General features: G+C 65.6%; 23 protein-coding genes. 5 read left to right on the top strand and 18 right to left on the bottom strand.

Annotated features, from left to right (window positions below; translation table 11 throughout):
- Positions 1 to 45 precede the first annotated feature (45 nt).
- From acs to GSH16_RS05555, 6 genes are all read right to left on the bottom strand, one after another.
- The gene (gene acs / locus GSH16_RS05580; protein WP_160852708.1) at positions 46 to 1995 is read right to left on the bottom strand and encodes an acetate--CoA ligase; all 1950 of its coding nucleotides are present in this window, start codon (positions 1993 to 1995) and stop codon (positions 46 to 48) included.
- A gap of 105 nt (positions 1996 to 2100) precedes the next feature.
- Positions 2101 to 2865 carry an ABC transporter ATP-binding protein gene (locus GSH16_RS05575; protein WP_160852706.1) on the bottom strand — a complete coding sequence of 255 codons (765 nt, stop codon included), beginning with the start codon at positions 2863 to 2865 and terminating at the stop codon, positions 2101 to 2103.
- Entirely contained in the window at positions 2862 to 3620 is a 759-nt protein-coding gene (locus GSH16_RS05570) for an ABC transporter ATP-binding protein (protein ID WP_160852704.1), read from the bottom strand. The genes GSH16_RS05575 and GSH16_RS05570 overlap by 4 nt, the downstream gene beginning before the upstream one ends.
- 11 nt (positions 3621 to 3631) lie before the next feature.
- On the bottom strand, positions 3632 to 4825 hold the full coding sequence (locus tag GSH16_RS05565; RefSeq protein WP_160852702.1) for a branched-chain amino acid ABC transporter permease: 1194 nt from the start codon (positions 4823 to 4825) through the stop codon (positions 3632 to 3634).
- Between the two features lie 3 nt (positions 4826 to 4828).
- On the bottom strand, positions 4829 to 5857 hold the full coding sequence (locus tag GSH16_RS05560) for a branched-chain amino acid ABC transporter permease (RefSeq protein ID WP_160852700.1): 1029 nt from the start codon (positions 5855 to 5857) through the stop codon (positions 4829 to 4831).
- Positions 5858 to 5955: 98 nt separating this feature from the next.
- On the bottom strand, positions 5956 to 7299 hold the full coding sequence (locus tag GSH16_RS05555; protein ID WP_160852698.1) for a substrate-binding protein: 1344 nt from the start codon (positions 7297 to 7299) through the stop codon (positions 5956 to 5958).
- Between the two features lie 212 nt (positions 7300 to 7511).
- Between GSH16_RS05555 and GSH16_RS05550 the strand changes: the two genes are divergently transcribed.
- The 4 genes from GSH16_RS05550 to GSH16_RS05535 are packed head-to-tail and all read left to right on the top strand — an operon-like array spanning position 7512 to position 12293.
- A complete protein-coding gene (locus tag GSH16_RS05550; protein WP_160852696.1) occupies positions 7512 to 8846 on the top strand; it encodes an XRE family transcriptional regulator in 1335 nt (444 codons plus the stop codon).
- On the top strand, positions 8843 to 9331 hold the full coding sequence (locus GSH16_RS05545) for a response regulator transcription factor (RefSeq protein ID WP_328803172.1): 489 nt from the start codon (positions 8843 to 8845) through the stop codon (positions 9329 to 9331). The genes GSH16_RS05550 and GSH16_RS05545 overlap by 4 nt, the downstream gene beginning before the upstream one ends.
- Positions 9324 to 9584: a hypothetical protein gene (locus GSH16_RS05540; RefSeq protein WP_160852692.1), complete on the top strand. Its 261-nt coding sequence runs from the start codon at positions 9324 to 9326 to the stop codon at positions 9582 to 9584. Before GSH16_RS05545 ends, GSH16_RS05540 begins: the two co-directional genes overlap by 8 nt.
- 3 nt (positions 9585 to 9587) lie before the next feature.
- A complete protein-coding gene (locus GSH16_RS05535) occupies positions 9588 to 12293 on the top strand; it encodes a sensor histidine kinase (RefSeq protein ID WP_235912939.1) in 2706 nt (901 codons plus the stop codon).
- Here the strand turns inward: GSH16_RS05535 and GSH16_RS05530 are convergent.
- From GSH16_RS05530 to GSH16_RS05500, 7 genes are all read right to left on the bottom strand, one after another.
- Complete coding sequence (locus tag GSH16_RS05530) at positions 12279 to 13217, bottom strand: ornithine cyclodeaminase family protein (protein WP_160852690.1); 939 nt, start codon at positions 13215 to 13217, stop codon at positions 12279 to 12281. The two genes, GSH16_RS05535 and GSH16_RS05530, sit on opposite strands and share 15 nt — an antisense overlap.
- Entirely contained in the window at positions 13214 to 14398 is a 1185-nt protein-coding gene (locus tag GSH16_RS05525; RefSeq protein ID WP_160852688.1) for an amino acid aminotransferase, read from the bottom strand. The genes GSH16_RS05530 and GSH16_RS05525 overlap by 4 nt, the downstream gene beginning before the upstream one ends.
- 2 nt (positions 14399 to 14400) lie before the next feature.
- Positions 14401 to 14982, bottom strand: coding sequence for a GNAT family N-acetyltransferase (locus GSH16_RS05520; RefSeq protein WP_160852686.1), 582 nt, complete (start codon positions 14980 to 14982; stop codon positions 14401 to 14403).
- Positions 14979 to 15830: a 3-mercaptopyruvate sulfurtransferase gene (gene sseA / locus GSH16_RS05515; protein ID WP_160852684.1), complete on the bottom strand. Its 852-nt coding sequence runs from the start codon at positions 15828 to 15830 to the stop codon at positions 14979 to 14981. Before sseA ends, GSH16_RS05520 begins: the two co-directional genes overlap by 4 nt.
- Before the next feature lie 105 nt (positions 15831 to 15935).
- Complete coding sequence (gene recQ / locus GSH16_RS05510; RefSeq protein ID WP_160853055.1) at positions 15936 to 17996, bottom strand: DNA helicase RecQ; 2061 nt, start codon at positions 17994 to 17996, stop codon at positions 15936 to 15938.
- Between the two features lie 38 nt (positions 17997 to 18034).
- Positions 18035 to 18598 (bottom strand): 16S rRNA (guanine(966)-N(2))-methyltransferase RsmD, encoded by a 564-nt coding sequence (gene rsmD, locus GSH16_RS05505; RefSeq protein ID WP_160852682.1) that lies wholly within the window; start codon positions 18596 to 18598, stop codon positions 18035 to 18037.
- Positions 18598 to 19809, bottom strand: a complete 1212-nt coding sequence (locus GSH16_RS05500) for an NAD(P)/FAD-dependent oxidoreductase (RefSeq protein WP_160852680.1) — start codon at positions 19807 to 19809, stop codon at positions 18598 to 18600. Before GSH16_RS05500 ends, rsmD begins: the two co-directional genes overlap by 1 nt.
- Positions 19810 to 19913: 104 nt before the next feature.
- Between GSH16_RS05500 and GSH16_RS05495 the strand changes: the two genes are divergently transcribed.
- On the top strand, positions 19914 to 20405 hold the full coding sequence (locus GSH16_RS05495; RefSeq protein ID WP_160852678.1) for a peroxiredoxin: 492 nt from the start codon (positions 19914 to 19916) through the stop codon (positions 20403 to 20405).
- 5 nt (positions 20406 to 20410) lie between these two features.
- Here the strand turns inward: GSH16_RS05495 and GSH16_RS05490 are convergent, their stop codons facing one another.
- The 5 genes from GSH16_RS05490 to garD form a co-directional block, all read right to left on the bottom strand.
- Positions 20411 to 20704, bottom strand: coding sequence for a 4a-hydroxytetrahydrobiopterin dehydratase (locus GSH16_RS05490; protein ID WP_160852676.1), 294 nt, complete (start codon positions 20702 to 20704; stop codon positions 20411 to 20413).
- Positions 20701 to 21888, bottom strand: a complete 1188-nt coding sequence (locus GSH16_RS05485; RefSeq protein ID WP_160852674.1) for a GNAT family N-acetyltransferase — start codon at positions 21886 to 21888, stop codon at positions 20701 to 20703. Before GSH16_RS05485 ends, GSH16_RS05490 begins: the two co-directional genes overlap by 4 nt.
- 53 nt (positions 21889 to 21941) lie before the next feature.
- Positions 21942 to 22721 (bottom strand): glycerophosphodiester phosphodiesterase family protein, encoded by a 780-nt coding sequence (locus tag GSH16_RS05480; RefSeq protein WP_235912937.1) that lies wholly within the window; start codon positions 22719 to 22721, stop codon positions 21942 to 21944.
- Positions 22714 to 23178 carry a RidA family protein gene (locus GSH16_RS05475; RefSeq protein ID WP_160852670.1) on the bottom strand — a complete coding sequence of 155 codons (465 nt, stop codon included), beginning with the start codon at positions 23176 to 23178 and terminating at the stop codon, positions 22714 to 22716. The genes GSH16_RS05480 and GSH16_RS05475 overlap by 8 nt, the downstream gene beginning before the upstream one ends.
- A 109-nt stretch (positions 23179 to 23287) precedes the next feature.
- Positions 23288 to 24778 carry a galactarate dehydratase gene (gene garD / locus GSH16_RS05470; protein ID WP_205523966.1) on the bottom strand — a complete coding sequence of 497 codons (1491 nt, stop codon included), beginning with the start codon at positions 24776 to 24778 and terminating at the stop codon, positions 23288 to 23290.
- Between the last annotated feature and the right edge of the window lie 4 nt (positions 24779 to 24782).

Raw genomic sequence — 24782 nt, 5'->3', positions numbered from 1 at the left:
GCGCGCAGCCGGCCCTTTCGGGTCTCACGGATGGATGAAGGCGTGTCAGCCGCGGTTCATCCGGTTCTCGATCAGATCGTCGACCACGGCCGGTTCGGCCAGTGTCGAAGTGTCGCCAAGCGCCCCATAGTCGTTTTCCGCGATCTTGCGCAGGATGCGGCGCATGATCTTGCCCGACCGCGTCTTCGGCAGGCCCGGTGCCCACTGAATCAGGTCGGGCTTGGCGATGGGGCCGATTTCGGTGCGGACCCATTTTTCCAGCTCGCTGCGCAACTCGTCGGTAGGTTCCACCCCGTTCATCAGCGTGACATAGGCATAGATGCCCTGCCCCTTGATATCATGCGGGTAGCCGACCACGGCGGCCTCGGCCACCTGGGCATGGGCCACGAGCGCGCTTTCGACTTCGGCCGTGCCCATCCGATGGCCCGAGACGTTGATCACGTCGTCCACGCGACCGGTGATCCAGTAATAGCCGTCCGCGTCGCGGCGGCAGCCGTCGCCGGAGAAATAATAGCCCTTGTAGTCCGAAAAATAGGTCTTCACGAACCGCTCATGGTCGCCATAGACGGTGCGCATCTGCCCCGGCCAGCTGTCCTTCAGGCACAGCACGCCCTCGGCCTCCGTCTCGGTGATCTCGGCACCGGTTTGCGGGTCGAGGATGACCGGTTCCACGCCGAAGAAGGGCAGCGTGGCCGATCCGGGCTTGGTGGCCGTCGCGCCCGGAAGCGGGGTCAGAAGGTGGCCGCCTGTTTCGGTCTGCCACCATGTATCGACGATCGGGCAATTGCCCTTGCCGACAACGTCATTGTACCAGTTCCAGGCTTCGGGGTTGATCGGCTCGCCCACCGTCCCGAGGATCCGGATCGAGCTGAGGTCGCATTTCTCGACGAACTCGTTGCCCTGCCCCATCAGCGCGCGAATGGCGGTCGGCGCGGTGTAGAACTGGTTGACCTTGTGCTTTTCGCAGACCTGCCAGAAGCGCGACGCGTCCGGATAGGTCGGCACGCCTTCGAACATCAACGTCGTGGCGCCATTGGCGAGCGGCCCGTAGACGATATAGCTGTGGCCCGTCACCCAGCCTACATCGGCGGTGCACCAGAAGATATCGCCCTCGTGATAGTCGAACGTGTACTGGTGGGTCATCGCCGCATAGACGAGATAGCCGCCCGACGTGTGCACGACGCCCTTGGGTTTGCCGGTCGAGCCCGACGTGTAGAGGATGAAAAGCGGGTCCTCGGCCTTCACGGCGCGCGGCGGGCAGTCGGGGCTGACATGCTCCATCAGCGCCTTCACGTCCACGTCGCGATCCTCGATCCAGGTGGTCTGGCCGCCTGTATGTTTCACGACAAGGCAGCGCACCTTGTCCGAACAATGCAGAAGCGCCGCGTCGGCATTGGACTTGAGCGGCGTCTTGCGACCACCGCGCGGCGCTTCGTCGGCGGTGATGACGACCTTGGCGCCGCAATCGTTCACGCGGTTGGCGAGCGCATCGGGCGAGAAGCCGGCAAAGACGATGGAATGCACGGCACCGATCCGCGCACAGGCAAGCATCGCATAGGCCGCTTCGGGGATCATCGGCAGGTAGATCACCACACGGTCGCCGGCCACGACACCCTGCGATTTGAGGACATTGGCGAAGCGGCAGACCTTGTCATGCAACTCACGGTAGCTGATGTGGAGCGCCTCATCCTCCGGATTGTCCGGCTCCCAGATGATCGCCGTCTGGTCGCCGCGCGTTTCCAGATGCCGGTCGATGCAGTTGGCGGCCACGTTCAGTTCGCCATCCTCGAACCATTTGATGGACACGTCCGGATAGGCGTAGCTGACATTTTTGACGATGCTGTAGGGCTTGATCCAGTCGATGCGCTTGCCTTCTTCGGCCCAGAAGGCTTCGGGGTCGGCGACGGATGCTGCATACATCGCATCGTATTTTGCCTTGTCGGCATGGGCATTGGCCGCCAGTTCGGCGGAAGGTGGGTAGATCGTGTCGGTCATGTTGGGCCCTCGGTTCGAGAGTTTGTGTGCATGTGGTCGGCGCCAGCGGGGCCGCGGCGCGCGGTGTCCGTCCGGCAGGCGCATGGCCCGCCGGAAGGGATCTGGTCAGATGGCGAGATATTCCTCGCGCAGCTCGGCATTGTCGAGCACCTCTTGCGCGGTGCCGTCGAACACGACCTGCCCCATATCGAGGATGATCGCCCGGTCCGCGAGTTTCAGCGCGGCAATGGCATTCTGTTCCACGATGATCGTGGTGATGCCGAGCGCCTTGATCTCGGACAGTGTACGCTCGATCTCCTGCACGATGACAGGCGCCAGCCCCTCATAGGGTTCGTCGAGCAGCAGGAGCTTGATGTCGCGCGCCAGCGCCCGGCCGATGGCCAGCATCTGCTGTTCGCCGCCCGAGAGCGTCACGCCTTCCTGCTTGCGGCGCTCGCCCAGGCGCGGGAAGAGCTCGTAAATCCGCTCGATGCTCCAGCCGTGCGGCGGGGCGATCTGCGCCAGTTCGAGATTTTCCTCCACCGTCAGGCCGGGGATGATCCGCCGGTCCTCCGGCACCAGCGCGATCCCGTTGCCCGCCGCCTGATAGGAGGTCATCTCGTGCACCGGCTTGTGGTCGAGCCAGATCTCGCCGTGGCGCAGTTCCGGATCGTCGGTGCGTGCGATGGTCCGCAGGGTCGAGGTCTTGCCCGCGCCGTTGCGTCCCAGAAGCGCAAGGATCTCGCCCTCGTGGATGTTGAAGGTCACGCCCTGCACGATGTAGCTCTCGCCGTAATAGGCATGCAGGTCATAGGCCTGAAAATAGGCGGGTTCCTGACGCGGCAGGTGCTGGGTGTTGGCGGAAGTGTAATCGGCGTCGGTCAGGGTCATACCTGGGCCTCCCCAAGATAGGCTTCGCGGACCTTCGGATGGCCCTTGATGTTTTCCGGCGTGTCTTCGACGATCACGTGCCCCTGTGCGAGGACCGAGATCTTCTGCGCCAGCGAGAAGACGACATGCATGTCATGTTCGATGATGACCTTGGTCAGCTTGCGCTTCTCGGCCAGTTCCTTCAGCAGGTCGATCGTCCGGTTCGTGTCGGCACGCGCCATGCCCGCAGTCGGCTCGTCGAGCAGCAGCAGCTTGGGATCCTGTGACAGGCACATGGCCATTTCGAGCCGCCGCTTGTCCCCGCGCGACATGGAGCTTGCGACCATGTTGCGCTTGTCCTGCAGGCCGACATCGAGAAGCGTGGCCTCCGCATGGTCGCGAATATCCACTTCCTTGCGGACCGGATCGATGGCGTTCAGTTTGAACGCCCCGTCGCGGTGCGCGAAGGTCGCGATCATCACATTTTCCAGCACCGACAGATCGGTGAAGATCTCCGGCGTCTGGAACACGCGGCTGACGCCGAGCTGGTTGATCTCGTGCGGCTTGATCCCGAGCAGGGAATTGCCGTTGAACATCACCGTGCCCGTGTCCGGCACGAGCCGCCCAACGAAACAGTTGAGCAGGGTCGATTTGCCGGCACCGTTCGGGCCGATGATCGCGTGGATCGAGCCCTCTTCGACATCGAGGTTCACATTGTCGAGCGCCTGCAGGCCGCCGAAGCGCTTGTTGACGTTCTGGACTTCAAGAATACCCATCCGTCAGCTCCTTATTCTGCCGGTGTCGACGCCGCGTCGGACGAGGTGTCGGACGTGGCTGTCTCTCGTTTGCTGGTGATTTTCCGCCAGATCCGGTTGAACCCTTCCATCAGGCCGCCCGGCAGGAAGATGACGATGGCCATGAAGAGCAGGCCGAGCGTCAGGTGCCAGCCCTTGCCGACGAACGGGTGGACGAGCGTGACCATCACATTCTCCAGCCCGTCGGGCATGAAGGCGAACCAGCTGTGCAGGACATTGTCGTTGATCTTCGAGAAGATGTTCTCGAAATACTTGATGAAACCGGCGCCCAGTACCGGGCCGAGCAACGTGCCCGCACCGCCGAGGATCACCATCAGCACGACCTCGCCCGAAGCCGTCCACTGCATGCGCTCGGCGCCTGCCAGCGGGTCCATCGAGGCCAGGAGCGATCCGGCCAGACCGGCATACATGCCCGAGATCACGAAGGCCGCGAGCGTGTAGGGGCGCGTGTTGACGCCGGTATAGTTCAGGCGGTTCTGGTTCGTCTTCACCGCCCGCAGCATCAGGCCGAACGGCGACCGGAAGATGCGCAGCGACAGGTAGAAGGCGAGGATCAGGATCACCGCGCAGAAGTAGAAGCCGAAGTTGAACTGCAGCGTCATGCCCAGGAACTCGACCTTCTGGGTCGCATTCATCGGGATGCCGAAAAGGTTGGTCAGCGGCAGCTCGCCCGGCTTGGTCCCGCCGTCGAGGACGCGCGGATCGTCGAGCAGGATCTGCAGGCCGGTCTCGCCGTTGGTGATCGGCGTGAAGACCGAATAGGCGAGGTTGTAGCTCATCTGCGCGAAGGCGAGCGTCAGGATCGAGAAGTAGATCCCCGAACGCCGCAGCGAGACATATCCGATCACGAGTGCAAAGAGGCCCGAGATCACCACACCGAGGATGATCGCCGGAATGACGTTCATCGACAGGAGTTTCAGCATCCAGACCGCCGAGTAGGACCCGACACCGAGGAAAGCGGCATGTCCGAAGGACAGGTAGCCGGTCAGCCCGAAGAGGATGTTGAACCCGATGGCGAAGATCCCGAAGATCGCGAAACGCTGCAGAAGGTCGGGATAGCCGGCGCCGAACGGCGCCAGGATGATCGGTCCGGCCAGCACCACGATGATGAAGAAGATCATCAGGAGCCGGTCATTGGCCTTTGACGGGAAGATTGCGTTGGTCATCGGTTATTCCTCCATCACGCCCTTGCGGCCCAGAAGGCCACGCGGCCGGGTCAGCAGAATGACCACCGCGACAAGGTAGATGATGATCTGGTCGATGCCCGGAAGGATCGACTTGATTTCGTTCATGGATGCAAAGCTTTCGAGAATGCCGAGCAGGAAGCCCGCGGCCACGGCGCCGGGCAGCGAGCCCATGCCGCCGACCACGACGACCACGAAGCAAAGCACAAGGAAATCCATGCCCATATGGTAGTTGGGCGGCAGGATCGGCGTGTACATGACGCCCGCGACCCCGGTCACGGCGGCGGCGAGGCCGAACATCAGCGTGAAGCGGCGGTCGATGTTGATGCCGAGCAGCCCGACCGTCTCGCGGTCGGCCATGCCGGCCCGCACCACCATCCCGAAGGTGGTGAACTGCAGGAAGGCGAAGACCGCGCCGATGATGAGGGCGGCAAAGACGAAATAGATCAGGCGCCAGACCGGATAGATGATCGCATTCTCCGCAAAGCCCAGCATAACACCGATATCGACGGAGCTGCGCAGCGCTTCGGGCGCCGGCTGCGGGATCGGGTTGGCGCCGAAAAAGGCTTTCACGATCTCCTGCAGGACGATGGCCAGACCGAATGTCACGAGGATCTGGTCGGCATGCGGCCGCTTGTAGAAATGCTTGATCAGGCCGCGCTCCATCGTGAAGCCCACGATCAGCATGACCGGGATCGCGAGAAGGATCGAGACCGGCACCGAATAGTCGATCAGTTTCGCGCCGAAATCGCCGAACCAGATCTCGGCATAGGGCGTCTTGATCTCCGACGGCGTGCCCCAGGCGGTCAGGTTCTCATTGTCGAGCACCACCTTTTGCAGCGTCAGGATCTTCTGCAGAACCACGGCACAGAAGGCCCCGATCATGAAGAGCGCCCCGTGGGCGAAGTTGACGACACCGAGCGTGCCGAAGATCAGGGTCAGACCAAGAGCGATCAGCGCATAGGCGCTGCCCTTGTCCAGCCCGTTCAGAATTTGCAAGAGGATGGCGTCCATCGTTCGTCCCGCCCTGTTTTAAGTCCTGTCCCGCACCTTGCGGGAAAAGCCGGCCGCACGCTCAGGCGCGGCCGGAAGTTAGTTCCCGAGGGGGAATCTTAGGCGCCGGGGTTACACTCGCCCAGCGCGCCGCCTGCGAACATCGGATGGTCGGGTGCATACTCGACCTGTGCCCGCGGCGTGACCTCGACGACCTCGAGAAGGTCGAATTCGGAGGTCGGGTTTTCCTTACCCTGCACGACCAGCACGTCTTTGAAGCACTGGTGGTCTTCGGCACGGTAATGGGTCGGACCGTTGCCCAGCCCGTCGAAGTCGAAGCCTTCGAGAGCTTCCGCAACCCCGCAGGGGTTGAAGGTGCCGGCACGCTCGCAGGCATCGGCATAGAGCAGGGTCTGGCAATAGACCGTGTGGGCCGCCTGGCTCGGCGGGAAGCCGTATTCCTGGCCGAAGGATTTGACGAAAGCCTGCGAGCCTTCATCCTGCAGCGACCAGTGCCAGTTGGTGGACCCGAGGATCCCCTTCACGTTCTCGCCGGCACCGCGGGCCATCAGGCGCGAGTAGAGCGGCACGACGATCTCGAAGTTCTTGCCGTTGACCTGCTTGTCCTTCAGGCCGAACTGGACGGCGTTGGTCAGCGAGTTGACCATGTTGCCGCCATAGTGGTTCAGCACGAGCACGTCGGCGCCCGAGTTGAGGACCGGCGCGATGTAGGACGAGAAGTCCGTCGCGGTCAGGGGCGTCAGCACGTTGTTGACGGTCTCCCAGCCGAGCGCCTCGGTGGCGGCGGCGATGGATTCCTGCTGCGTCCAGCCCCAGGTATAGTCCGCGGTCAGGTGATAGGCCTTGCGGTCGGTGCCATAGCGGTTGGCCAGCACCGGCGCGAGCGCCGCACCCGACATGTAGCCGTTGAAGAAGTGACGGAAGCCGTTCGCCTTCTTGTCCTTGCCGGTCGTGTCGTTGGAGTGGGTCAGACCCGCCATGAAGATGACGCCCGCTTCCTGGCAGAGGCCCTGCACGGCGATCGCCACACCCGAAGAGGAGCCGCCGGTGATCATCACCGCGCCGTCCTTCTCGATCATCGATTTGGCCGAGGCACGGGCCGCGTCCGATTTGGTCTGGGTGTCGCCGGTCACATATTCGACCTTCTTGCCCAGGATGCCGTTCCCCTTCAGCTCTTTCGAGGAGAAGGTGTTCATCATCCCGCCGTCGCCTTCACCGTTCAGGTGCTTGACGGCCAGCTGGTAGGCACGAAGCTCGTCCGCGCCCTCGTCTGCATAGGGGCCGGACTGGGGCACGTTGAAGCCCAGCGTCACGGTGCTTCCGGTCGGCTCGTTGGTATAGGCGCGTGCGGCGCTGGTGAAGAACATCGGCGTGGCGAGGCCCGCACCGGCGACAGCGCCCGTCTTCAGAAGACCGCGACGGCTGAGTTTGAAGTCTGACATGAATTTCCTCCCATTCGTGTCGTTTTGTCCCGCCACAGGGGCGAGTGGGCATATTTGCCCTAGGGTCATGCTCACCCGAAATCGTCAACCGAGCAATAAATTATTGCTTTTCCTGCATTTTTTTGTAAAAGATTGAAATTGTTGCAGTGCAATTTTGTAAAATAATTTTCACCGCACTGCAAAAAGCGCTGCATTTGGAAAGGGTTCGGCTCATGGGACGATCGCTGGCAGGCACGCGGATCAGGGAGCGGCGGCGGGCACTCGGGCTGACCCAGACGGCGCTGGCCGAAGCTGCGGGCATCTCGCCCTCCTATCTCAACCTGATCGAACATAACCGGCGGGGAATCGCGGGCCGCGTTCTGGTGGCGGTGGCGCGTGCCCTCGACCTGCCGCCCGCACAACTCGCCGAAGGGGCGGAAAGCGCGCTTGTGAACGAGTTGCGCGAGATCGCCGCGCAGATGCCCGAGCACGGACCCGAGGAAGCCGGAATCGAGGAGATGATTGGCCGGTTTCCCGGCTGGTCGCGCACCCTGTCGGCGCAGATGCGGCGCATCCGGGATCAGGACCGGGCGATCGCCGCGCTCACCGACCGGCTGACCCACGACCCGTTCCTGCAGGAAAGCCTGCACCTGATGCTCTCCAACATCACGGCGATCCGCTCCACCTCCAACATTCTGGAGACGATGGACGATATCCCCGAGGAGATGCAGAGCCGGTTCCACACCAACATCCATGCCGAGAGCGTGCGCCTTTCGGAAGCCGCGCAATCGCTGACCGCCTATTTCGACCGCGCTGCCGACACAGGCAGCGATGCCGTCACCGCGGATGAGGAGATCGACCGGTTCCTGTCCGGACAGGACCATCATTTCCCGACGCTCGATGCCGCAGCGGAAGCCGGTGGGGACGGGATACTGGCACGCACCGCGCTCCTTGACGAGGTCGCGGGCGGGCCGGACAGCCAGGTTCGGGTGGCGGTCGGCCGGGTCCTCGACCGCTATTTCAAGGATGCGCGCGCGATGCCGCTCGATCGGTTCGCCGAAGCCGCCGCCGATCTGGACTATGACCCCGCCGCGCTCGCTACCGCATTCGGCGCCGATCTCCATGCGACCTTCCGGCGCCTCGCGACGCTGCGCCGGCCGGGCATTGACGCACCGGCCTTCGGCCTCTTCATCGTCAATGCGGCCGGCCATGCGCTCTACCGCCGTCCGGTGGCGGGTTTCGCGATGCCGCGGCACGGCAATGCCTGCCCGCTCCTGCCGATCTTCCAGAGCCTCGCCCAGCCCGCACGCGCGCTCCGCCGCCGCATCGCGCTGCCCTCGGGGCAGACGTTCGACAGTTTCGCAGCCACGATCGATCTGGCGGCACCGGGGTTCGACCGGCCGCCCGTGCTGGAGGCCGCAATGCTCCTGCGCGCGGTGGAAGCGGGCGACCGGAGCGGTGCAGGCGGGCCGCCCCCCGATCCGGTCGGACCGGGCTGCCGGGTCTGCCCGCGCGCCGACTGCGCAGCCCGCGCCGAGCCGCAACTGCTCGACCCGCGCACCGCTTGATCGCCCCCGGGCGCCCCCGCCCGGGCCGGCCGAAAAGCCTTGCCCCCATTTCCGGCATCCCGTTACAGTCAAGGCACACTGCCGTCAGAGCAGGACTTAAGGGAGTTGCCGCGTTGGGGAAGCGCATTTTGATTGTCGAGGACGAACCTCATATTGCGGAGTCCCTGAGTTTTATTCTGGATCGCGCGGGCTACGACGTGGCCGCGCTTGATGACGGGGCGCAGGCGCTCGACCAGATCCGCAAATCCTCTCCCGACCTCATCATCCTTGATGTGATGCTGCCGAACCGCTCGGGCTTCGATATCCTGCGCGACCTGCGCGCAGGCGGGCCGCATGCAGGGCTGCCGGTCCTGATGCTGACCGCGAAGGGACAGGCGCGGGACCGCAGCGCCGCGGAGGATCTGGGTGCCTCGCGCTTCATGACCAAGCCCTTCTCCAATGCCGAGATCCTTGACACCGTGTCGGAGCTGATGGCCGGTGGATGATCCGGGCGGCGACAGCGGGCTTGCGGAACGCCAGCACCGCCAGCGGCGGCTCCAGGATGCCGCACTCCTGCTGCCACTCGTCGGTGCCTTCTTCCTGATCTCGCCCGTGATCCTGATCTTCCGGGACAGCAGCGGCGGCGAGGGTGTGCCGGCGGTTGTTGTCTATCTGTTTTCCGTCTGGCTGGGCCTGATCGTGGCGGCCGCACTCCTGTCGCGCAGCTTCCTGCGTCAGGACACGCACGAAGACGGCTGACCGATGCTGTCGTGGAACGCGCTCATCTGGGTCTGCATCCTCTATGTGAGCTTCCTGTTCCTGATTGCCTTCTGGGCCGAGCGCCGCGCCGCCCGCGGTGCGCTGGGCTGGCTGCGCTCGCCGGTTGTCTACACGCTGTCCATCTCGGTCTATTGCACCGCATGGACCTTCTATGGCGCGGTTGGCTCGGCGGCGCGCAACGGGCTGGAATTCGTCGCCATCTATACTGGCCCGACACTCGTATTCATCGGCTGGTGGTGGGTGCTGCGGAAGTTGGTGCGGATCGGGCGGGTGCAGCGGACCACCTCGATCGCCGATCTCATCTCCTCGCGCTATGGCAAGAGCCCGGCGCTGGGCGTGGCCGTGACCCTGCTCGCGGTCATTGCGACAACGCCCTATATCGCGCTCCAGCTCCAGTCCCTGACACTCAGCTTCTCGGCCTTCTCGGCCTCGGTCGAACAGGCCGAACAGATCCCGACCGCCGGCGTCACCGCCTTCTGGATCGCGGCCGGTCTGGCGCTTTTCACGATCCTGTTCGGCACCCGAAACGTGGACGCGAACGAGCGCCACCACGGCGTTGTCACCGCCATCGCGGTGGAGGCGGTGGTGAAACTGGTCGCGCTCCTTTCGGTCGGCATTTTCGTGGTCTGGGGCGTCTCGTCCGGACCGGCGGACGCGTTTTCCGGCATCACCGCAGAGGCGCTGCGCACGGACGAGATTTTCGGACCGCGCTGGGTGGCAATCACCTTCCTGTCTGCCTCGGCCATCATCTGCCTGCCGCGCATGTTCCAGGTCACGGTGGTGGAAAATGTCGACGAGCGGCACCTCGCCACGGCCTCCTGGGCCTTTCCGCTCTACCTGTTCCTCATGTGCCTGTTCGTCCTGCCGATCGCGATTGCGGGGCAGACGCTTCTGCCCGAGGGCGCCAACCCCGACCTTTACGTGCTGAGCGTGCCGCTTGCGGAGGGACGCAACACGCTGGCGCTGCTGGCCTTCCTCGGCGGCTTCTCCTCGGCCACGTCGATGGTGATCGTGGCGGCGATTGCGCTCTCTACCATGGTGTCGAACCATATCGTGATGCCGCTCTGGCTCGCGACCCGGCAGGACGACACGAAGACGAGCGGCGATGTGCGCTCCGTCCTCCTCCTGAGCCGCCGGATCAGCATCGGCGGGATGCTCCTTCTGGGCTATCTCTATTTCCGCTTCACCGGCGGCACGGGCGCGTTGGCCTCCATCGGGCTGATCGCCTTTGCCGGTGTCGCGCAGGTGCTGCCGGGGCTGATCGGGGGCATCTTCTGGCGCGGAGCCACGAAAGCCGGGGCGCTCAGCGGTCTGGCGGCGGGCTTCATCGTCTGGGCCTATACGCTCTTCCTGCCGAGCTTCGAAGGGTCGCTTCTGGTCAGCGCGGCAGCGATTGCCGAGGGCCCGTTCGGCATCTCCGCGCTGCGGCCGCAGGCGCTCTTCGGCCTGTCGGGTTTCGATCCGCTGGTCCATTCGCTCTTCTGGTCGATGGCCGTCAACATATTCGCCTTCATGATCGTCTCCGTCCTGACCGTTCCGGGCCAGCTGGAACGCATTCAGGGCGCGCAATTTGTCGACGTGTTCCGGATGAGCGAGGACGGGCCGGGCGTCGTCGTGCAGCGCTCCGCCACGTCAGAGGACCTGTTCACGCTGGCCCAGCGCATTCTGGGGCCGAACCATGCCCACCGGCTCTTTTCCGCCGCCGCCATGGAACAGGGCAAGAATTCCGGGCTCCCCGATCCGACCGACGGGTTCATCCAGCAACTGGAACGCGAACTGGCCGGGTCGGTCGGCGCGGCCTCGGCCCATGCGATGGTCAGCCAGATCGCGGGCGGCGGGACCGTCTCGGTCACCGACCTGATGCAGATCGCGGACGAGACAGCCCAAATCATGACCTATTCGCAGCGGCTGGAGCGCCAGTCGCGCGAACTGGAGGAAACCGCCCGCCAATTGCGGCTTGCCAACACACGCCTGACCGAGATCAGCGCCCAGAAGGATGCGTTCCTGTCGCAGGTGAGCCACGAGCTGCGCACGCCGATGACCTCCGTCCGGTCCTTTGCGGAAATCCTGCGCGACACGCCAGATCTCGACGCCGCGCATACGCGCCGGTTCCTCAAGATCATCCATGATGAAAGCGAGCGTCTGACCCGTCTGCTCGACGAGATCCTCGACCTCAGCTTCCTCGAATCGGGCCGGATGTCCTGGCGGCGGGACGAGGTGAGCCTGACGGAGGTGATCGACCGGGCGCTGGCCTCGACCGAGGGTCTGCGCGACGGGACCAACATCGTCATCCACCGCGACCGCGCGTCGGAAGATGTGATCGTGACCGCCGATTTCGACCGGTTGGCGCAGGTCTTCATCAACCTGCTGTCGAACGCCGTGAAATACGGCAAGGCAGATGCGCCGGAAATCCGCATCGCGGTCACCCGCTTCGGCGGCAAGGTCCATGTGGACGTGTCCGACAACGGCCCCGGCATCCCGATGCATGACAGCGAGCGTGTGTTCGAGAAATTCGCCCGGCTGGGCGAGATCACACTGGCCGGCGGGGCCGGGCTTGGCCTGCCCATCAGCCGCGAGATCATTCACAATCTGGGCGGGTCGCTCGACCTGCTGCCTGTGCCGGTCGGCGCGACCTTCCGCGTGACCCTGCCCGTCTCGGAAACAGCGAGCCTGTCAGCCCGCGCCTGATGCCTGCCAGACATCGAGCATATGGCGCGCCACCATCAGGTCGAGATGCGCGCCCCCGCCATTCTTGAAGAGCGTGATCTCATCATCCGTGGTCCGGCCGGCCGTGCCGGCGACCAGCGCCGACAGGTCGCCTTTGACATCGGCGCGGCCGATCACACCGCGTGCCAGCGGGTCCTTCAACTCGCCGATATGGTCGAGCGTCGTCTCGCGGCTGTCGACAAAGAGCGCCGCCCGGGTCAGGGCCGTATCGTCGACCTCTCGCATCTCGGCGGTGAAGGCACCGATCAGGTCGAGATGCTGGCCCGGCCGCAGCCACGCCCCGTCGAGCACCGGCGTCCGGCTCATCGTCGCGGTGGAGATGATGTCGGCCCCGGCCACCGCCGCTTCCAGATCGGTCACATGCCCGGCGCCGACCTCGCGTGCCAGCGCAGCCGCCTTGTCGGGCGACCGGTTCCAGATCACGGTCTCGATGCCCGGAAACTGGGCGCGATAGGCTGCCACAAGCGAGCGTGCAACGGCGCCAGCCCCAAGGATCAGGTGCGTTTTGGCGCCCTTGCGCGCAAGCAGACGTGCCCCGAGCACACTGTCGGCGGCGGTTTTCCACTTGGTGACCAGCGCGCTGTCGATGAGTGCGACCGGACGGCCGTCGCGATCTTCGAACACCACCATGACCCCGTGGACCGACGGCAGGCCGCGATCCGGATTGCCCGGCATCACCGTGACGGATTTCACGCCGACGCCCATCCCGTCGATCCAGGCCGCCCGCGACAGGAGCGTATCGGGCCCGCGGGTCAGGAACTGGTCGGACAGGCGCGTGTCAGCCCCCCGGTGTCCGTCGGCAATCGCATCGGCCACCGCGACCCAGTCGAGCCGCCTGTCCAGCGCCTCGACCGTGAGGTAGGGCAGCCCCGCGCCTTGCGTCACGACAGGACGGCGGCCACAGCCTGCGCCAGACGGGTCAGCCCGTCTTTCGGCAGGCCCGCAATGTTGATGCGGCTGTCGCCCACCATGTAGATCGCATGCTCGTCGCGCAGCTTTTCCACCGCCTCCGGCGGCAGGCCGAGACGCGAGAACATGCCGCGATGGTTGGCCACGAAATCGAACCGGTCGGAATTGGTCGCGCGGCGCAGTTCCTCGGCCAGTCCGGTGCGCAGGTCGAGCATGCCGGTGCGCATCTCCTCCAGCTCCGCCTGCCAATCGGCGCGCAAGTCCGCATCGTTCATCAGGATCGACACGAGCGCCGCGCCGTGATCGGGCGGGAAGGAATAGTTGAGACGGTTGAGCGAGGACAGCGCGCCCTTGGCCAGATCGCGGGTCTTCTCGTCCGGTGCGATGACAAGCGCCACACCGACCCGGTCACGGTAGAGCCCGAAATTCTTCGAGCAGGAGGCCGCCACCATGGCCTGCGGCACCGCACCGAGCAGATGGCGCATGCCCTGAACGTCATCTTCCAGACCGTCGCCAAAGCCCTGATAGGCCAGATCGACAAACGGGATCAGTCCTTTGCGCAGCACAAGATCGGTCACGGCCCGCCATTGCAGCAGGTCGAGATTGGCCCCCGTCGGGTTGTGGCAGCAGCCATGCAGCAGAACCACGTCCCCGGCCTGCGCCTGTTCAAGATCTTCCATCATCGCATCGAAATTCACCTCGCAGGTCGCCGCGTCGAAATAGCGGTAGCTCTGCGTCGGGATATCCAGATGTTTCAGGATCGCCGGATGGTTCGGCCAGGTCGGGTCGGACAGCCAGACCGTCGCCTGCGGGTTGGCCAGTTTCACCAGTTCCGCCAACTGCCGGATCGCGCCGGTGCCGCCGGGCGTCTGGGCACCCGTGACACGGTCGGCGGCAACAGACGTGCCGAGAACAAGATTGCGCATCGCGTCCACGAAGCTCAGGTCGCCGAGCAGACCGACATAGGATTTGCTCGTCTGCGCCTCGTGGAGCCGCGCCTCGGCCGCCTTGACCGCACGCATGATCGGGGTCTTGCCGTTCGCATCCTTGTAGACGCCGACCCCGAGGTCGATCTTGCCGTCGCGCGGGTCGGCGGCATAAAGGCCCATCAGGGCGATGATTTTGTCAGCAGGCTGCGGTTTGAGAAGTTCGAGCATGGTCACTGGTCCAGGGTCTCATGTGGGGCGACCGGTGTGATCCGGTCGCGGGTCAGGATGCGGGATTGCCGTTCCTGCCGGACGGGCGAGAAGCCCATCTTCTGGTAGAGCGGCAGGGCGCGGGGATGGTCGAGCGTGCAGGTGTTCACGGTCATGCGCTGCACGCCGGGCTGGTCCCAGCCGGTATGCACCGCCGTCTGCAGCAGGTAGCTGCCGAGCCGCAGCCCGACGGCTTCGGGCACAAGACCGAAATAGGCCAGATCGCAGACACCTGCCTCGCGCGTGTCGAGCATGAAGAAGCCCGCCGGCCATCCGGTGCGCATCAGCGTGAAGAGCGTGACATCGGGATCGGAGACGAAGGCCGCGAGTTCTTCGGCCGGGCGCTGGTGCCAGTCCGTCCATTCCAGTTCGCCGCCCACGGCGTCATAGAGCGACAGGAAATACCAGGGCGGCGGATTCTCGGCCGCGATCAGCAGCAGGTTCTGGTTGAGCGGCGCATGCGGCCGGGCGACGGACGGACGGTCGGTCATCTCCAGATAGGTGACCGTGTAGTCGATCCGGGCGCCGGCCTTCAGTTCCGTCATCCCGTTTCCACCTGAAGATCGTCATACATGCCCCATTCGACCCAGGATCCGTCATAGACCGCATGGTCGCGATGGCCGATCTGTTCGAGCGCAAGGTTGAGCACGCAGGCCGTCACACCCGAGCCGCAGGAGGTGATGACCGGCCGGTCGAGATCGACCCCGGCGCTTTCAAACTGGGCCTTGAGCGCATCTGGCGTCTTCAGCGTGCCGTCGGCATTCATCAGGCTGGCATAATGGACATTGCGCGCGCCCGGAATATGGCCCGACCGCAAGCCGGGGCGGGCTTCGTGTTCCTCGCCACGGAAGCGCGACGGGGAGCGCGCATCGACAATCTGCACATCACCGAGCTTCGCGTGACCCGCCACCTGCGTCACATCCTTCACGAGCCCCGCATGCCGGCGGGCGGTGAAGTGGCGTTCGCGCAGCACCGGCGCGCCATCTTCAAGCGGGCGGTCCTCGGCGATCCATTTCGGCAGGCCGCCGTCGAGCACGGCCACATCGGTCTTGCCGAAAAGCCGGAACATCCACCAGACGCGGGCGGCGCTGAACAGGCCCTGCGTGTCATAGACGATCACCTTGTGCCCGTCGCCGATGCCGAGTGCCCGCATCCGCGAGACGAATTTCTCGACCGGCGGGGCCATGTGCGGCAGGGTCGACAGATCGTCGGAAATCTCGTCAATGTCGAAGTACCGGGCGCCGGGAATGTGGCGCTCCAGAAATTCCGCATGGGCGTCACGCCCGTCGGCGGGCAGGTGCCATGACGCATCCAGAATGCGAATGTCAGGGGCGCCGAGATGGCGCGCGAGCCAGTCGGTGGAAACGATCGTCTGCGGATCTTTTTGTGCCATGTCCGTCCTCGGGTGCAGCCGCGCGGGGTTCCTGCTCCACCGGATAGACCCACGCCCCGCTGGATGCAAGCCGGCACTGCCGCCTGCCGGCTGCGGACGAAGCGCCTAGCCCTCGTTCAGAACCGCAAGAAACGCGTCCGCGAACCGGTCGAGTTTCTGGTCGTCCATGCCGCTGATCCGGCTGAGCGCCGCCCGGTCGTGGGGCGCCTCGGCCGCGATCCGCGCCAGCAGCGGCTGGCCGAGGCTGACCGGCTTGTCGAGACCGCTCTCGCCACGTTCAAGCGCCCGTGCCGCCTCCGCCAGACGGTCGAAGAGCGGACCGCTGTCGCGCCCGGCGAGCTTGCGGCGTGCCGGATGGGGTGCGGGTTCTGCCGCGCCGGTGATCACGTCCAGAAACGTCTGGCCGTATTTTTCCAGCTTCTTTGCGCCGATCCCGGGCAGCGACATCATCGCATCGAGATTGGCGGGGCGTTCGGTCGCCATGGCGATCAGCGTGGCATCGTTGAACACCATATAGGCCGGCAGGCTTGCAGCCTCGGCCAATGCGCGGCGACGGCTCTTCAGCGCCGCGAGCAGCGGCTCGTCCTCCTCGGCGATGAGCGCCCGCGCCTTGCCGGACCGGCGGCGCTCCTGCGCGGCCATCCGGTCCTTCCGCAGCGCGACCACGGCCTCTCCGCGCAGGACCGGCCGGGCGTTTTCCGTAAGCCGCAGCGCCCCGTGGCGTGACGGATCGGGCCGCAGGATATCGAGCGCCAGCATCTGGCGGACAATCGTTTTCCATTGACCTTTGGAAAGGTCGCGCCCGACCCCGAAGGTCGGCAACTGGTCGTGGCCACGGGCGCGCACCTTTTCGGTCTCCTCCCCCAACAGGATGGAAATCAGGTGGCCCGCGCCGAAATATTCTCCGGTGCGGATCGCGGCCGAAAGCAGTTTCTGCGCCGCTTCGGTCCCGTCGAAACTCTCCGGCGGGTCGGCGCAGATATCGCAGTTGCCGCACGGTTCGGGCGGCGCGCCCTCGTCACCCGTTTCCCCGAAATAGGCCAGCAGGCGCGCGCGGCGGCAGGTCAGCGATTCCGCGATCCCGAGCAGGCTGTTCAGCCGCTTGTGATCGGCCTCCTTGCGCTCCATCGGGGCCAGCCCCTCGTCGATCTGCGCGCGGCGGAAGCTGATATCATCCGCCCCGAACAGGGTCATCGTCTCGGCCGGCGCACCGTCGCGTCCGGCGCGCCCGATCTCCTGATAATAGGCCTCGATGCTCTTGGGCAGGTCGGCATGGACCACGTAACGGATATCGGGCTTGTCGATCCCCATGCCGAAGGCGACGGTGGCGCAGACGACGAGCCCGTCTTCCTGCTGGAAGCGGATCTCGGCGGCGCGGCGTTCCTCCGCTTCCATCCCGCCGTGATAGGCCATTGCGCGGATGCCCTCGGCATTCATGGCCTGCGCCAGCACTTCGGTTTTCTTGCGGGTGCCGCAGTAGACGATCCCGGACTGGCCCGGCCGGGCGGCCACGAAATCCATCACCTGACCGCGCGGACCGTTCTTCGGCACGAAGCGCAGCCCCAGATTGGGCCGGTCGAAGCCGCGCAGAAACTGGCGCGGCGGAGCGGAGAAGAGCCGCGTGCCGATCTCGGCGCGGGTCTCGGCATCGGCGGTGGCGGTGAAGCCTGCGACCGGCACGCCGAGGCGCCGGCGCAACTCGCCGATGCGCAGATAATCGGGCCGGAAATCATGCCCCCATTGCGACACGCAATGGGCCTCGTCCACAGCCAGGAAGGACACGCCGATCCGCGACAGGAGCTGCCCCGCGCCCGACAGGCGCTCTGGCGCCATGTAGAGAAGTTTCAACGCGCCCGCATCGAGCGCGGCGAAAACCTCTTCGGTTTCTTCCTCGCTATTGCCCGATGTGAGGGCGCCTGCCGCAACGCCTTGTTCGCGCAAGGCCCGCGTCTGGTCGCGCATCAGCGCGATGAGCGGAGAGATCACAACAGTGACGCCCGGGCGCAGGAGTGCGGGCAGTTGGTAGCAAAGCGACTTGCCACCGCCCGTCGGCATGATCGCGAGCACATCCTCGCCGGCAAGGATCGCGCGGACGATCTCTTCCTGCCCCGGGCGGAAGGCCTCGAAGCCGAACACATCGTGCAGGACGGCATGGGCGTGGTCCATGTCCGGCGCGACGGCCGGGGCGCTGTCACGGACCGCCATCAGGCCGCGCCGCGCTGGAGTATGGTGATCTGCGTGTCGCCATAACGGCGCCGGTCGCGCTGATGGAAACCGGCCGGCACGGTGATGTCGGCTGACTCTTCCCAGATGACAAGCGCATCGTCGCTGAGCCAGTTGCCGTCCACCGCGCTTGCGAGCGCCTTTTCCCCCAGTCCCTTGCCATAGGGTGGGTCGAGAAAGACAAGCGTGTAGGGCGCGCCGCGATTCTCCCCCAGACGGGTCGCGTCGCGGCGGTAGAGCTTGGTCGCGCCGATCACGCGCAATATGTCGATGTTGCGCCGGACGAGCGCGCGGGCGGCCGCGCCATCATCCACGAAAAGCACCCGTTCGGCGCCGCGGCTGAGCGCCTCGAACCCCAGCGCGCCGGTGCCTGCGAACAGGTCGAGCACGCGCGCGCCCTCCATGTCCGGATAGTCCCCGTGCATGATCAGGTTGAACAGGCTTTCGCGCACCCGGTCGGTGGTCGGGCGCAAATGCGCGCCCGCGTCGCCCTTTCCGACCGGTGCCAGCGCCGTGCCGCGAAACCGCCCGCCCACGATCCGCATCAGACGAGCCCTTTCAGGTCGGTGGCAGGATCGGCGAGCGCATCCGGATCGGGCGATCGTCCCGCCTCGATCCAGCGTTTGCCGGTCATGTAGGCGCGCGGGTCGTTCATCGCGTCGACCGCGAGCAATCGGCCGCCTTTGAAGTACCAGACGGATTGCGCGCCCTCACGCGAGCCGGGCCGCGTGACGGTGCGGTCATGGCCTGCATTCAGCCCCGCGATCTGCAGTTTCACGTCATACTGATCTGACCAGAACCATGGTTTCGGCACATAGTCCGCACCCTGCCCCGCCAGTTCGGCCGCCACGGCCTCTCCGTGGTCGATCGCATGCGGGACGCTTTCGAGCCGCAACCGGCCGCCGGATACGGGGAAACTCGCGCAGTCCCCGACCGCGAAAATGGCCGGGTCCGAGGTCCGCCCGCGCGCATCGACGGCAATGCCGTTGTCGATGGCCAGTCCGGCCTCTTCCGCCAGCGCCGTTGCCGGTGCGATCCCGATGCCCACGACCACGATATCGGCTGCAATGCCGGTCCCGTCAGCCAGTTGCGCGCCGGTCACCCGCCCGTCCTCGCCGGTCAGATGGTCGAGCGCCACCCCCTCGCGGATATCGACCCCGTGCGCACGGTGCAGGGCGCGGAAATAGTCGGCGGTCTCGGCGCTCGCGACGCGGCCAAGGATGCGCGGTGCGGCCTCGATCACGGTCACGTCCATACCGCGTTGGGCGGCAACCGCCGCAGCCTCCAGCCCGATATAGCCGCCCCCCACAACGAGCATCCGCCCGCCCGGTTTCACATGCGGCGCAAGCCGGTCGATATCTTCCAGCGTGCGCACGACCTCCACGCCTGAATGTTCCCCGCCAGCCGCCGCCGGCAGCCGCCGCGCAACCGAACCGGTGGCCAGCACAAGCGTGCCATAGGGGCGCGTGGACCCATCGTTGAACCGGACCTGTTTCGCCGCGCGGTCGATGGCGTCTGCCCGCAGGCCGGTCAGAAGGTCGATCTTCTGGTCGGCATAATACTGTTCGGGCCGCAGGAAGAGCCGCTCGCGCGCCATTTCGCCGAGCAGATACTTCTTCGACAGGGGCGGCCGCTGGTATGGCGGGGCCGCTTCCTCCCCCACCAGCGTGACGGGCGCCGTTACCCCCAGATCGCGCAATTTGGCGACCAGCGCTGCGCCAGCCTGCCCGGCGCCGATGACAAGAATATCGTCCATCAAAATGTTTCTCGGTGATCCGTTGCCCGGGGGGATGCGTAGTTCCAAAGGGAACCCTATATGCCCTCACGTCGCAATCAACCGCAACCCAACAGAGAGTTCAAATGACCCTTTCCTCCGGAGACACACTTCCCGATGCCGACCTGATGGTCATGAGCGAGAGCGGCCCGGCGGTCCAGCGCCTGTCCGATCTGACGAAAGACCGCAAGGTGGTCATCTTCGGCCTGCCCGGCGCCTATACGGGCACCTGTTCCACCGCCCATGTACCGAGCTTCATCCGCAACATGGACAAGCTGCGCGGCAAGGGCGTGGACGAGGTGATCTGCGTCTCGGTCAACGACCCGTTCGTGATGACCGCATGGGGCAAGGACACCGGTGCAACGGAGGCCGGCATCCGAATGCTGGCCGACCCCGAGGCCAGCTTCACCAAGGCGATGGGCCTTGATTTCACCGCGCCGCCGGCCGGGCTCATCAACCGCTCGAAACGCTATGCAATGGTGGTCGAGAAAGGGGAGATCAGGCTCCTCAACATCGAGGACACGCCCGGTGTCTGCGACATGTCGGGCGGCGAACGCATCCTTGACGAGATCGCCTGACCGGATCAGGCCAAAGCGTCGATATGGTCCGCCAGGGTCACATCCTTGGCGGACAGACCGCCCGCATCATGGGTGGTGAGTGTCACCGTCACCCGGTTGTAGACATTCGACCATTCGGGATGGTGATCGAGTTTTTCCGCCCAGAGCGCGACCCGCGCCATGAATCCGAAGGCGGCGTTGAAATCCTTGAATTTGAACGTTCGGGTGATCGCGTCGCGGTCGCCGTCCAGGTCCCAGCCATGCTGGGACAGACGCTCCAATACCGCCTCGCGCTCCGTTCCGGTCAGCTTGTCGGTCATTCCGGTTCCTCCATGACCTTTCTAAACGGACCATAGCCCGTCAGCACCTCTATTTCCTCGTCCACGGCCTCGCGCTCGGCGACCAGATACTTGTCCACCGCGTCGCGGAATCCCGGATCGGCAATCCAGTGCAGCGAATAGACCGGCACCGGCAGATAGCCGCGCGCGAGCTTGTGCTCGCCCTGAGCGCCGGCCTCCACACGCGGCAGGCCCTGGGCGATCGCGAAATCCATCGCCTGATAGTAGCAAAGCTCGAAATGCAGGCAGGGATGGTCCTCGACACAGCCCCAGTAGCGGCCGTAGAGCGTCTCCGCCCCGATGAAATTGAGCGCGCCTGCGACCGGGCGGCCCTCCCGCATTGCCAGCACCAGCAGCATGTCATCGCGCATCGTGTCGTGCAGATGGGCGAACATGGCCCGCGTCAGGTAGGGATGGCCCCATTTCCGCGCACCGGTATCCTGATAGAAGGTCCAGAACGCGTCCCAATGTTCCGGTTCGATCGCGTCGCCCGTCAGCTGCACGATCTGCCCGCCGAACGCCTGCGCGCGCGCCCGCTCCTTGCGGATGTTCTTGCGTTTGCGCGACGAGAGCGCGGCGAGAAACGCGTCGAAATCCGCGTAGCCGGGATTGGCCCAGTGATATTGCTGGCCGCGCCGCTGCAACAGGCCCATCGCGCCGCCTGCCAGATAGTCCGCCTCGGTGCAGAAGGTCATATGGACAGACGACAACCCGTTTTCCGACGCCAGTTGCACCGCGCCTTGCGTCAGGGCCGCAATGCCCGCCTGCTCTGCACCGGCAGCACACAGGAACCGCCGGCCCGTTGCCGGAGTGAAGGGCACTGCGGCTTGCAGTTTGGGATAGTAACGACCGCCTGCGCGTTCATAGGCATGGGCCCAGTTATGGTCGAAAATATACTCGCCCTGCGAATGGCCCTTGGCATAGAGCGGCATGACCGCGATCACCCGCCCGTCCTGCCGCGCCACCAGATGTTTCGGCTCCCAGCCCGTGCCGGGACCGACGGAGCCGCTTTCCTCGAGCGCGTTCAGAAAGCGGTGGGTGGTAAACGGGTCGCGGGGGCGCCCGTCCGGCGCAGCGTCAGGGTTGGCGCAGGCGTCCCAGTCCGCCGCGTCGATATCGGCGATCCGGTCGATGACGCTGATCTCGATCATCGTGCTGCCGTCCATGACCCCTCCCTTCCCTGCATCTGACTGTCACATGGGCGGGGGGCCGGGTGCAATCAAGCGGCGGGCGGTTCGGGGCGATATCCCTCAAACGTGATATTGTCGGCCACCTGCCGCGCCGCCGCCTCCTCTGCCGCGCTGCGCACGGTCCAGCAGAGCAGCGGCATCCCGCGCGCCTTCAGGGGCGCCAGCGCCGGATTGCTCAGGTCGCGCCGGTCATGGGACACGAAAGCCGCCCCGACACGGTCCACATCCGGCAAGGGCTGCAATTCGCGCAACCGCGCCATCGGCACTTTCAGAAAATCGCGCCGCCCGAACCGGCAGGTCACAAGCCCGCGCGGGATCGCTGGCGCAAACTCCGCGCAGCGCGCGACGCTGTGCGGGTTGAAGGACATGAGCGCCACCGGCCCGTCATAGTGTTTCAGCAGCGCACAGGTCCGCTCTTCCAGCGGCCCGACCGCCGGCCCGAGCTGGCCGGTCTGGTCCTTGATCTCGATCAGGAGCGGCACATGGCCATTCACCCGGTCGAGCAGATCGGACAGGCGCGGGATGGTGCCGCCGCCGGCTTTGAGCGGCAATGCGGCCAGTTCGTCTGCCGTCCGCGCGCGCACCGCCCCCTTGTGGCCGGTCAACCGCTTCAGATCATCGTCATGGAAGACCATCGCCTCACCGTCGGCGGAGAGTTGAAGATCGACCTCGATCCCGTAGCCCGCGCCCAGCGCCGCCTCGATCGCGGCCATGCTGTTCTCGGCAACACCGCCTGCCGCACTGTGCAGCGCGCGATGCGCGATCGGGCGCTCCAGAAAGGCGCCGGGCAGGTCAGGGGCGTCAGTCAATTTCGAAGATCCCCTCGACCTCGACCGCGACACCGCCGGGCAGAGACGGCGAACCGACAGCGGCACGCGCGTGACGCCCGGCATCATCGAAGAGCGCGACCATCAGGTCGGATGCGCCGTTCATCACTTTCGGATGGTCCGTGAAGTCCGGTGCGGCATTGACGAATCCGGTCAGCTTCACGACCCTACGCAGCCGCCCCAGATCGCCGCCGCATGCGGCTTTGAGCTGGGCGACAAGGTTCAGCCCGCAGGCCCGCGCCGCGGCGTAGCCGCCCTCGATATCCGTATCGGTGCCAAGCTGGCCGCAGATGAGCGCGTCGCCCTTCTTGGCGACCTGGCCGGAGATGAAGACGAGCGAGCCGCTTTGCACATAGGGCACATAATTGGCCGCCGGTGCGGGTGCGTCGGGCAGGGACAGTCCAAGCGCGGACAGGCGGGCGTCGATCTGGTCGGACATGGGGTGGACCTCCGGTTGAATTGAATAGGCCGGAGACTAGACCGCGTGCCTGTCATGCGGAAAGCCGGAAATGCCGGCGGCAGCGATTTTCCGCAGGCGCCGCCGCCCGTCAGGTCACAGGGGCCGGATTGAACAGAACCAGACTGTTATGCGTGCCATGGCGCTCGGCCCATGTCGGTGCGCCGGACGCTACGTCCAGCATATGGTCGAACAGCCGTTCGCCCATCTCGCCGATGCTCGCGCCACCCGTGGCGACCGGCCCCGCATCCACATCGATCAGGTCCGGCCAGCGGCGCGCCAGATCGCTGCGGGTCGAGACCTTGATCGTGGGCAGTGCTTGCAGGCTGTAGGGCGTGCCGCGTCCGGTGGTGAAGATATGCAGCGTCGCCCCGGCCGCCAGTTGCAGCGTGCCGCAGATGAAGTCGCTCGCGGGCGTCGCCGCGAAATTGAGGCCGCGCGCCTGCACCCGTTCGCCCGGCGCCACCACGCCCGCAATGGGCGCGCTGCCCGATTTGACGATCGAGCCCATGGCCTTTTCAACGATGTTCGACAGCCCGCCCGCCTTGTTGCCGGGCGTCGTGTTGGCTGACCGGCCCACGCCAGAGCGGGCCAGATAGGCGTCGTACCAGCCAAGCTCCCGCAGGATCGCGTCGGCAATCTCCGGTGTCGCGGCCCGCGCGGTCAGCTGCGCCACCCCGTCGCGCACCTCGGTCACTTCGGAGAAGAGCGAGGTGCCGCCGGCCCGCACCAGCAAGTCGCTCGCCACGCCCAACGCGGGGTTCGCGGTCACGCCAGAAAAGGCATCCGATCCGCCGCATTGCATGCCAATGACAAGATCGGAGGCCGGACAGGTTTCGCGCTTGCGGGCGTTCAGCCGCGCCAGCCTGTCCTCGGCCTCTTCCATGATCCGGACAACGATCGCCGCAAAGCCCGCATTGTCCTGAAAGCGGATGTCGCCGGCCTCCAGTTCGGGAAAAAGCCGGGAGGGCTGGAGCTTTTCGCAGCCCAGCCCCACGGTCATCAATTCGCCACCGAAATTCGGGTTGGCGGCGATGTTGCGCAGGGTGCGGATCGGGATCGCGGCATCTTCCGCCTCGATCGCCACGCCGCACCCATAGTGATGGTCGAGCGCCAGCACCCCGTCCACATTCGGGTAGAGCGGCAGGATCTCGTCGCGGATCCGCCGCACCGCATGGTCGAGAATGCCCGACACGCAATGGACCGTGCTGGTGATCCCAAGCAGGTTGCGTGTGCCGACCGTCCCGTCGGCATTGCGATACCCTTCGAAGCTGCGCCCCGTGACGGGCGGCCCGAGCGGATTGCTCATGGTCGCTTTCGGCACCCCGTCGAGACCGGGCGCGTCGGGCATGTCGAGCCGGGCTTCATGCACCCATGCGCCGGCGGGCAGGTCCTCGCGCAAATGACCGATCACGACATTGTAGCGGCGCACCGGCGTGCCGGCAGGCGCGTCGCGAAGAAGGATCTTGTGCCCTTGCGGTACGGGTTCGGACACGGTCAGACCGTCGACCGACTGGCCGGCCCCGAGGTCCATGGGCGTGATCGCCACATTGTCCCCGGGGTGCATGCGGATGAGCGGCATGGGT

This window comes from Oceanomicrobium pacificus (assembly GCF_009833495.1).
In the GTDB taxonomy this organism is placed as follows: domain Bacteria; phylum Pseudomonadota; class Alphaproteobacteria; order Rhodobacterales; family Rhodobacteraceae; genus Oceanomicrobium; species Oceanomicrobium pacificus.
The sequence above is the reverse complement of the archived record's forward strand: the minus strand, read 5'-3'. Positions and strand labels throughout refer to the sequence as shown.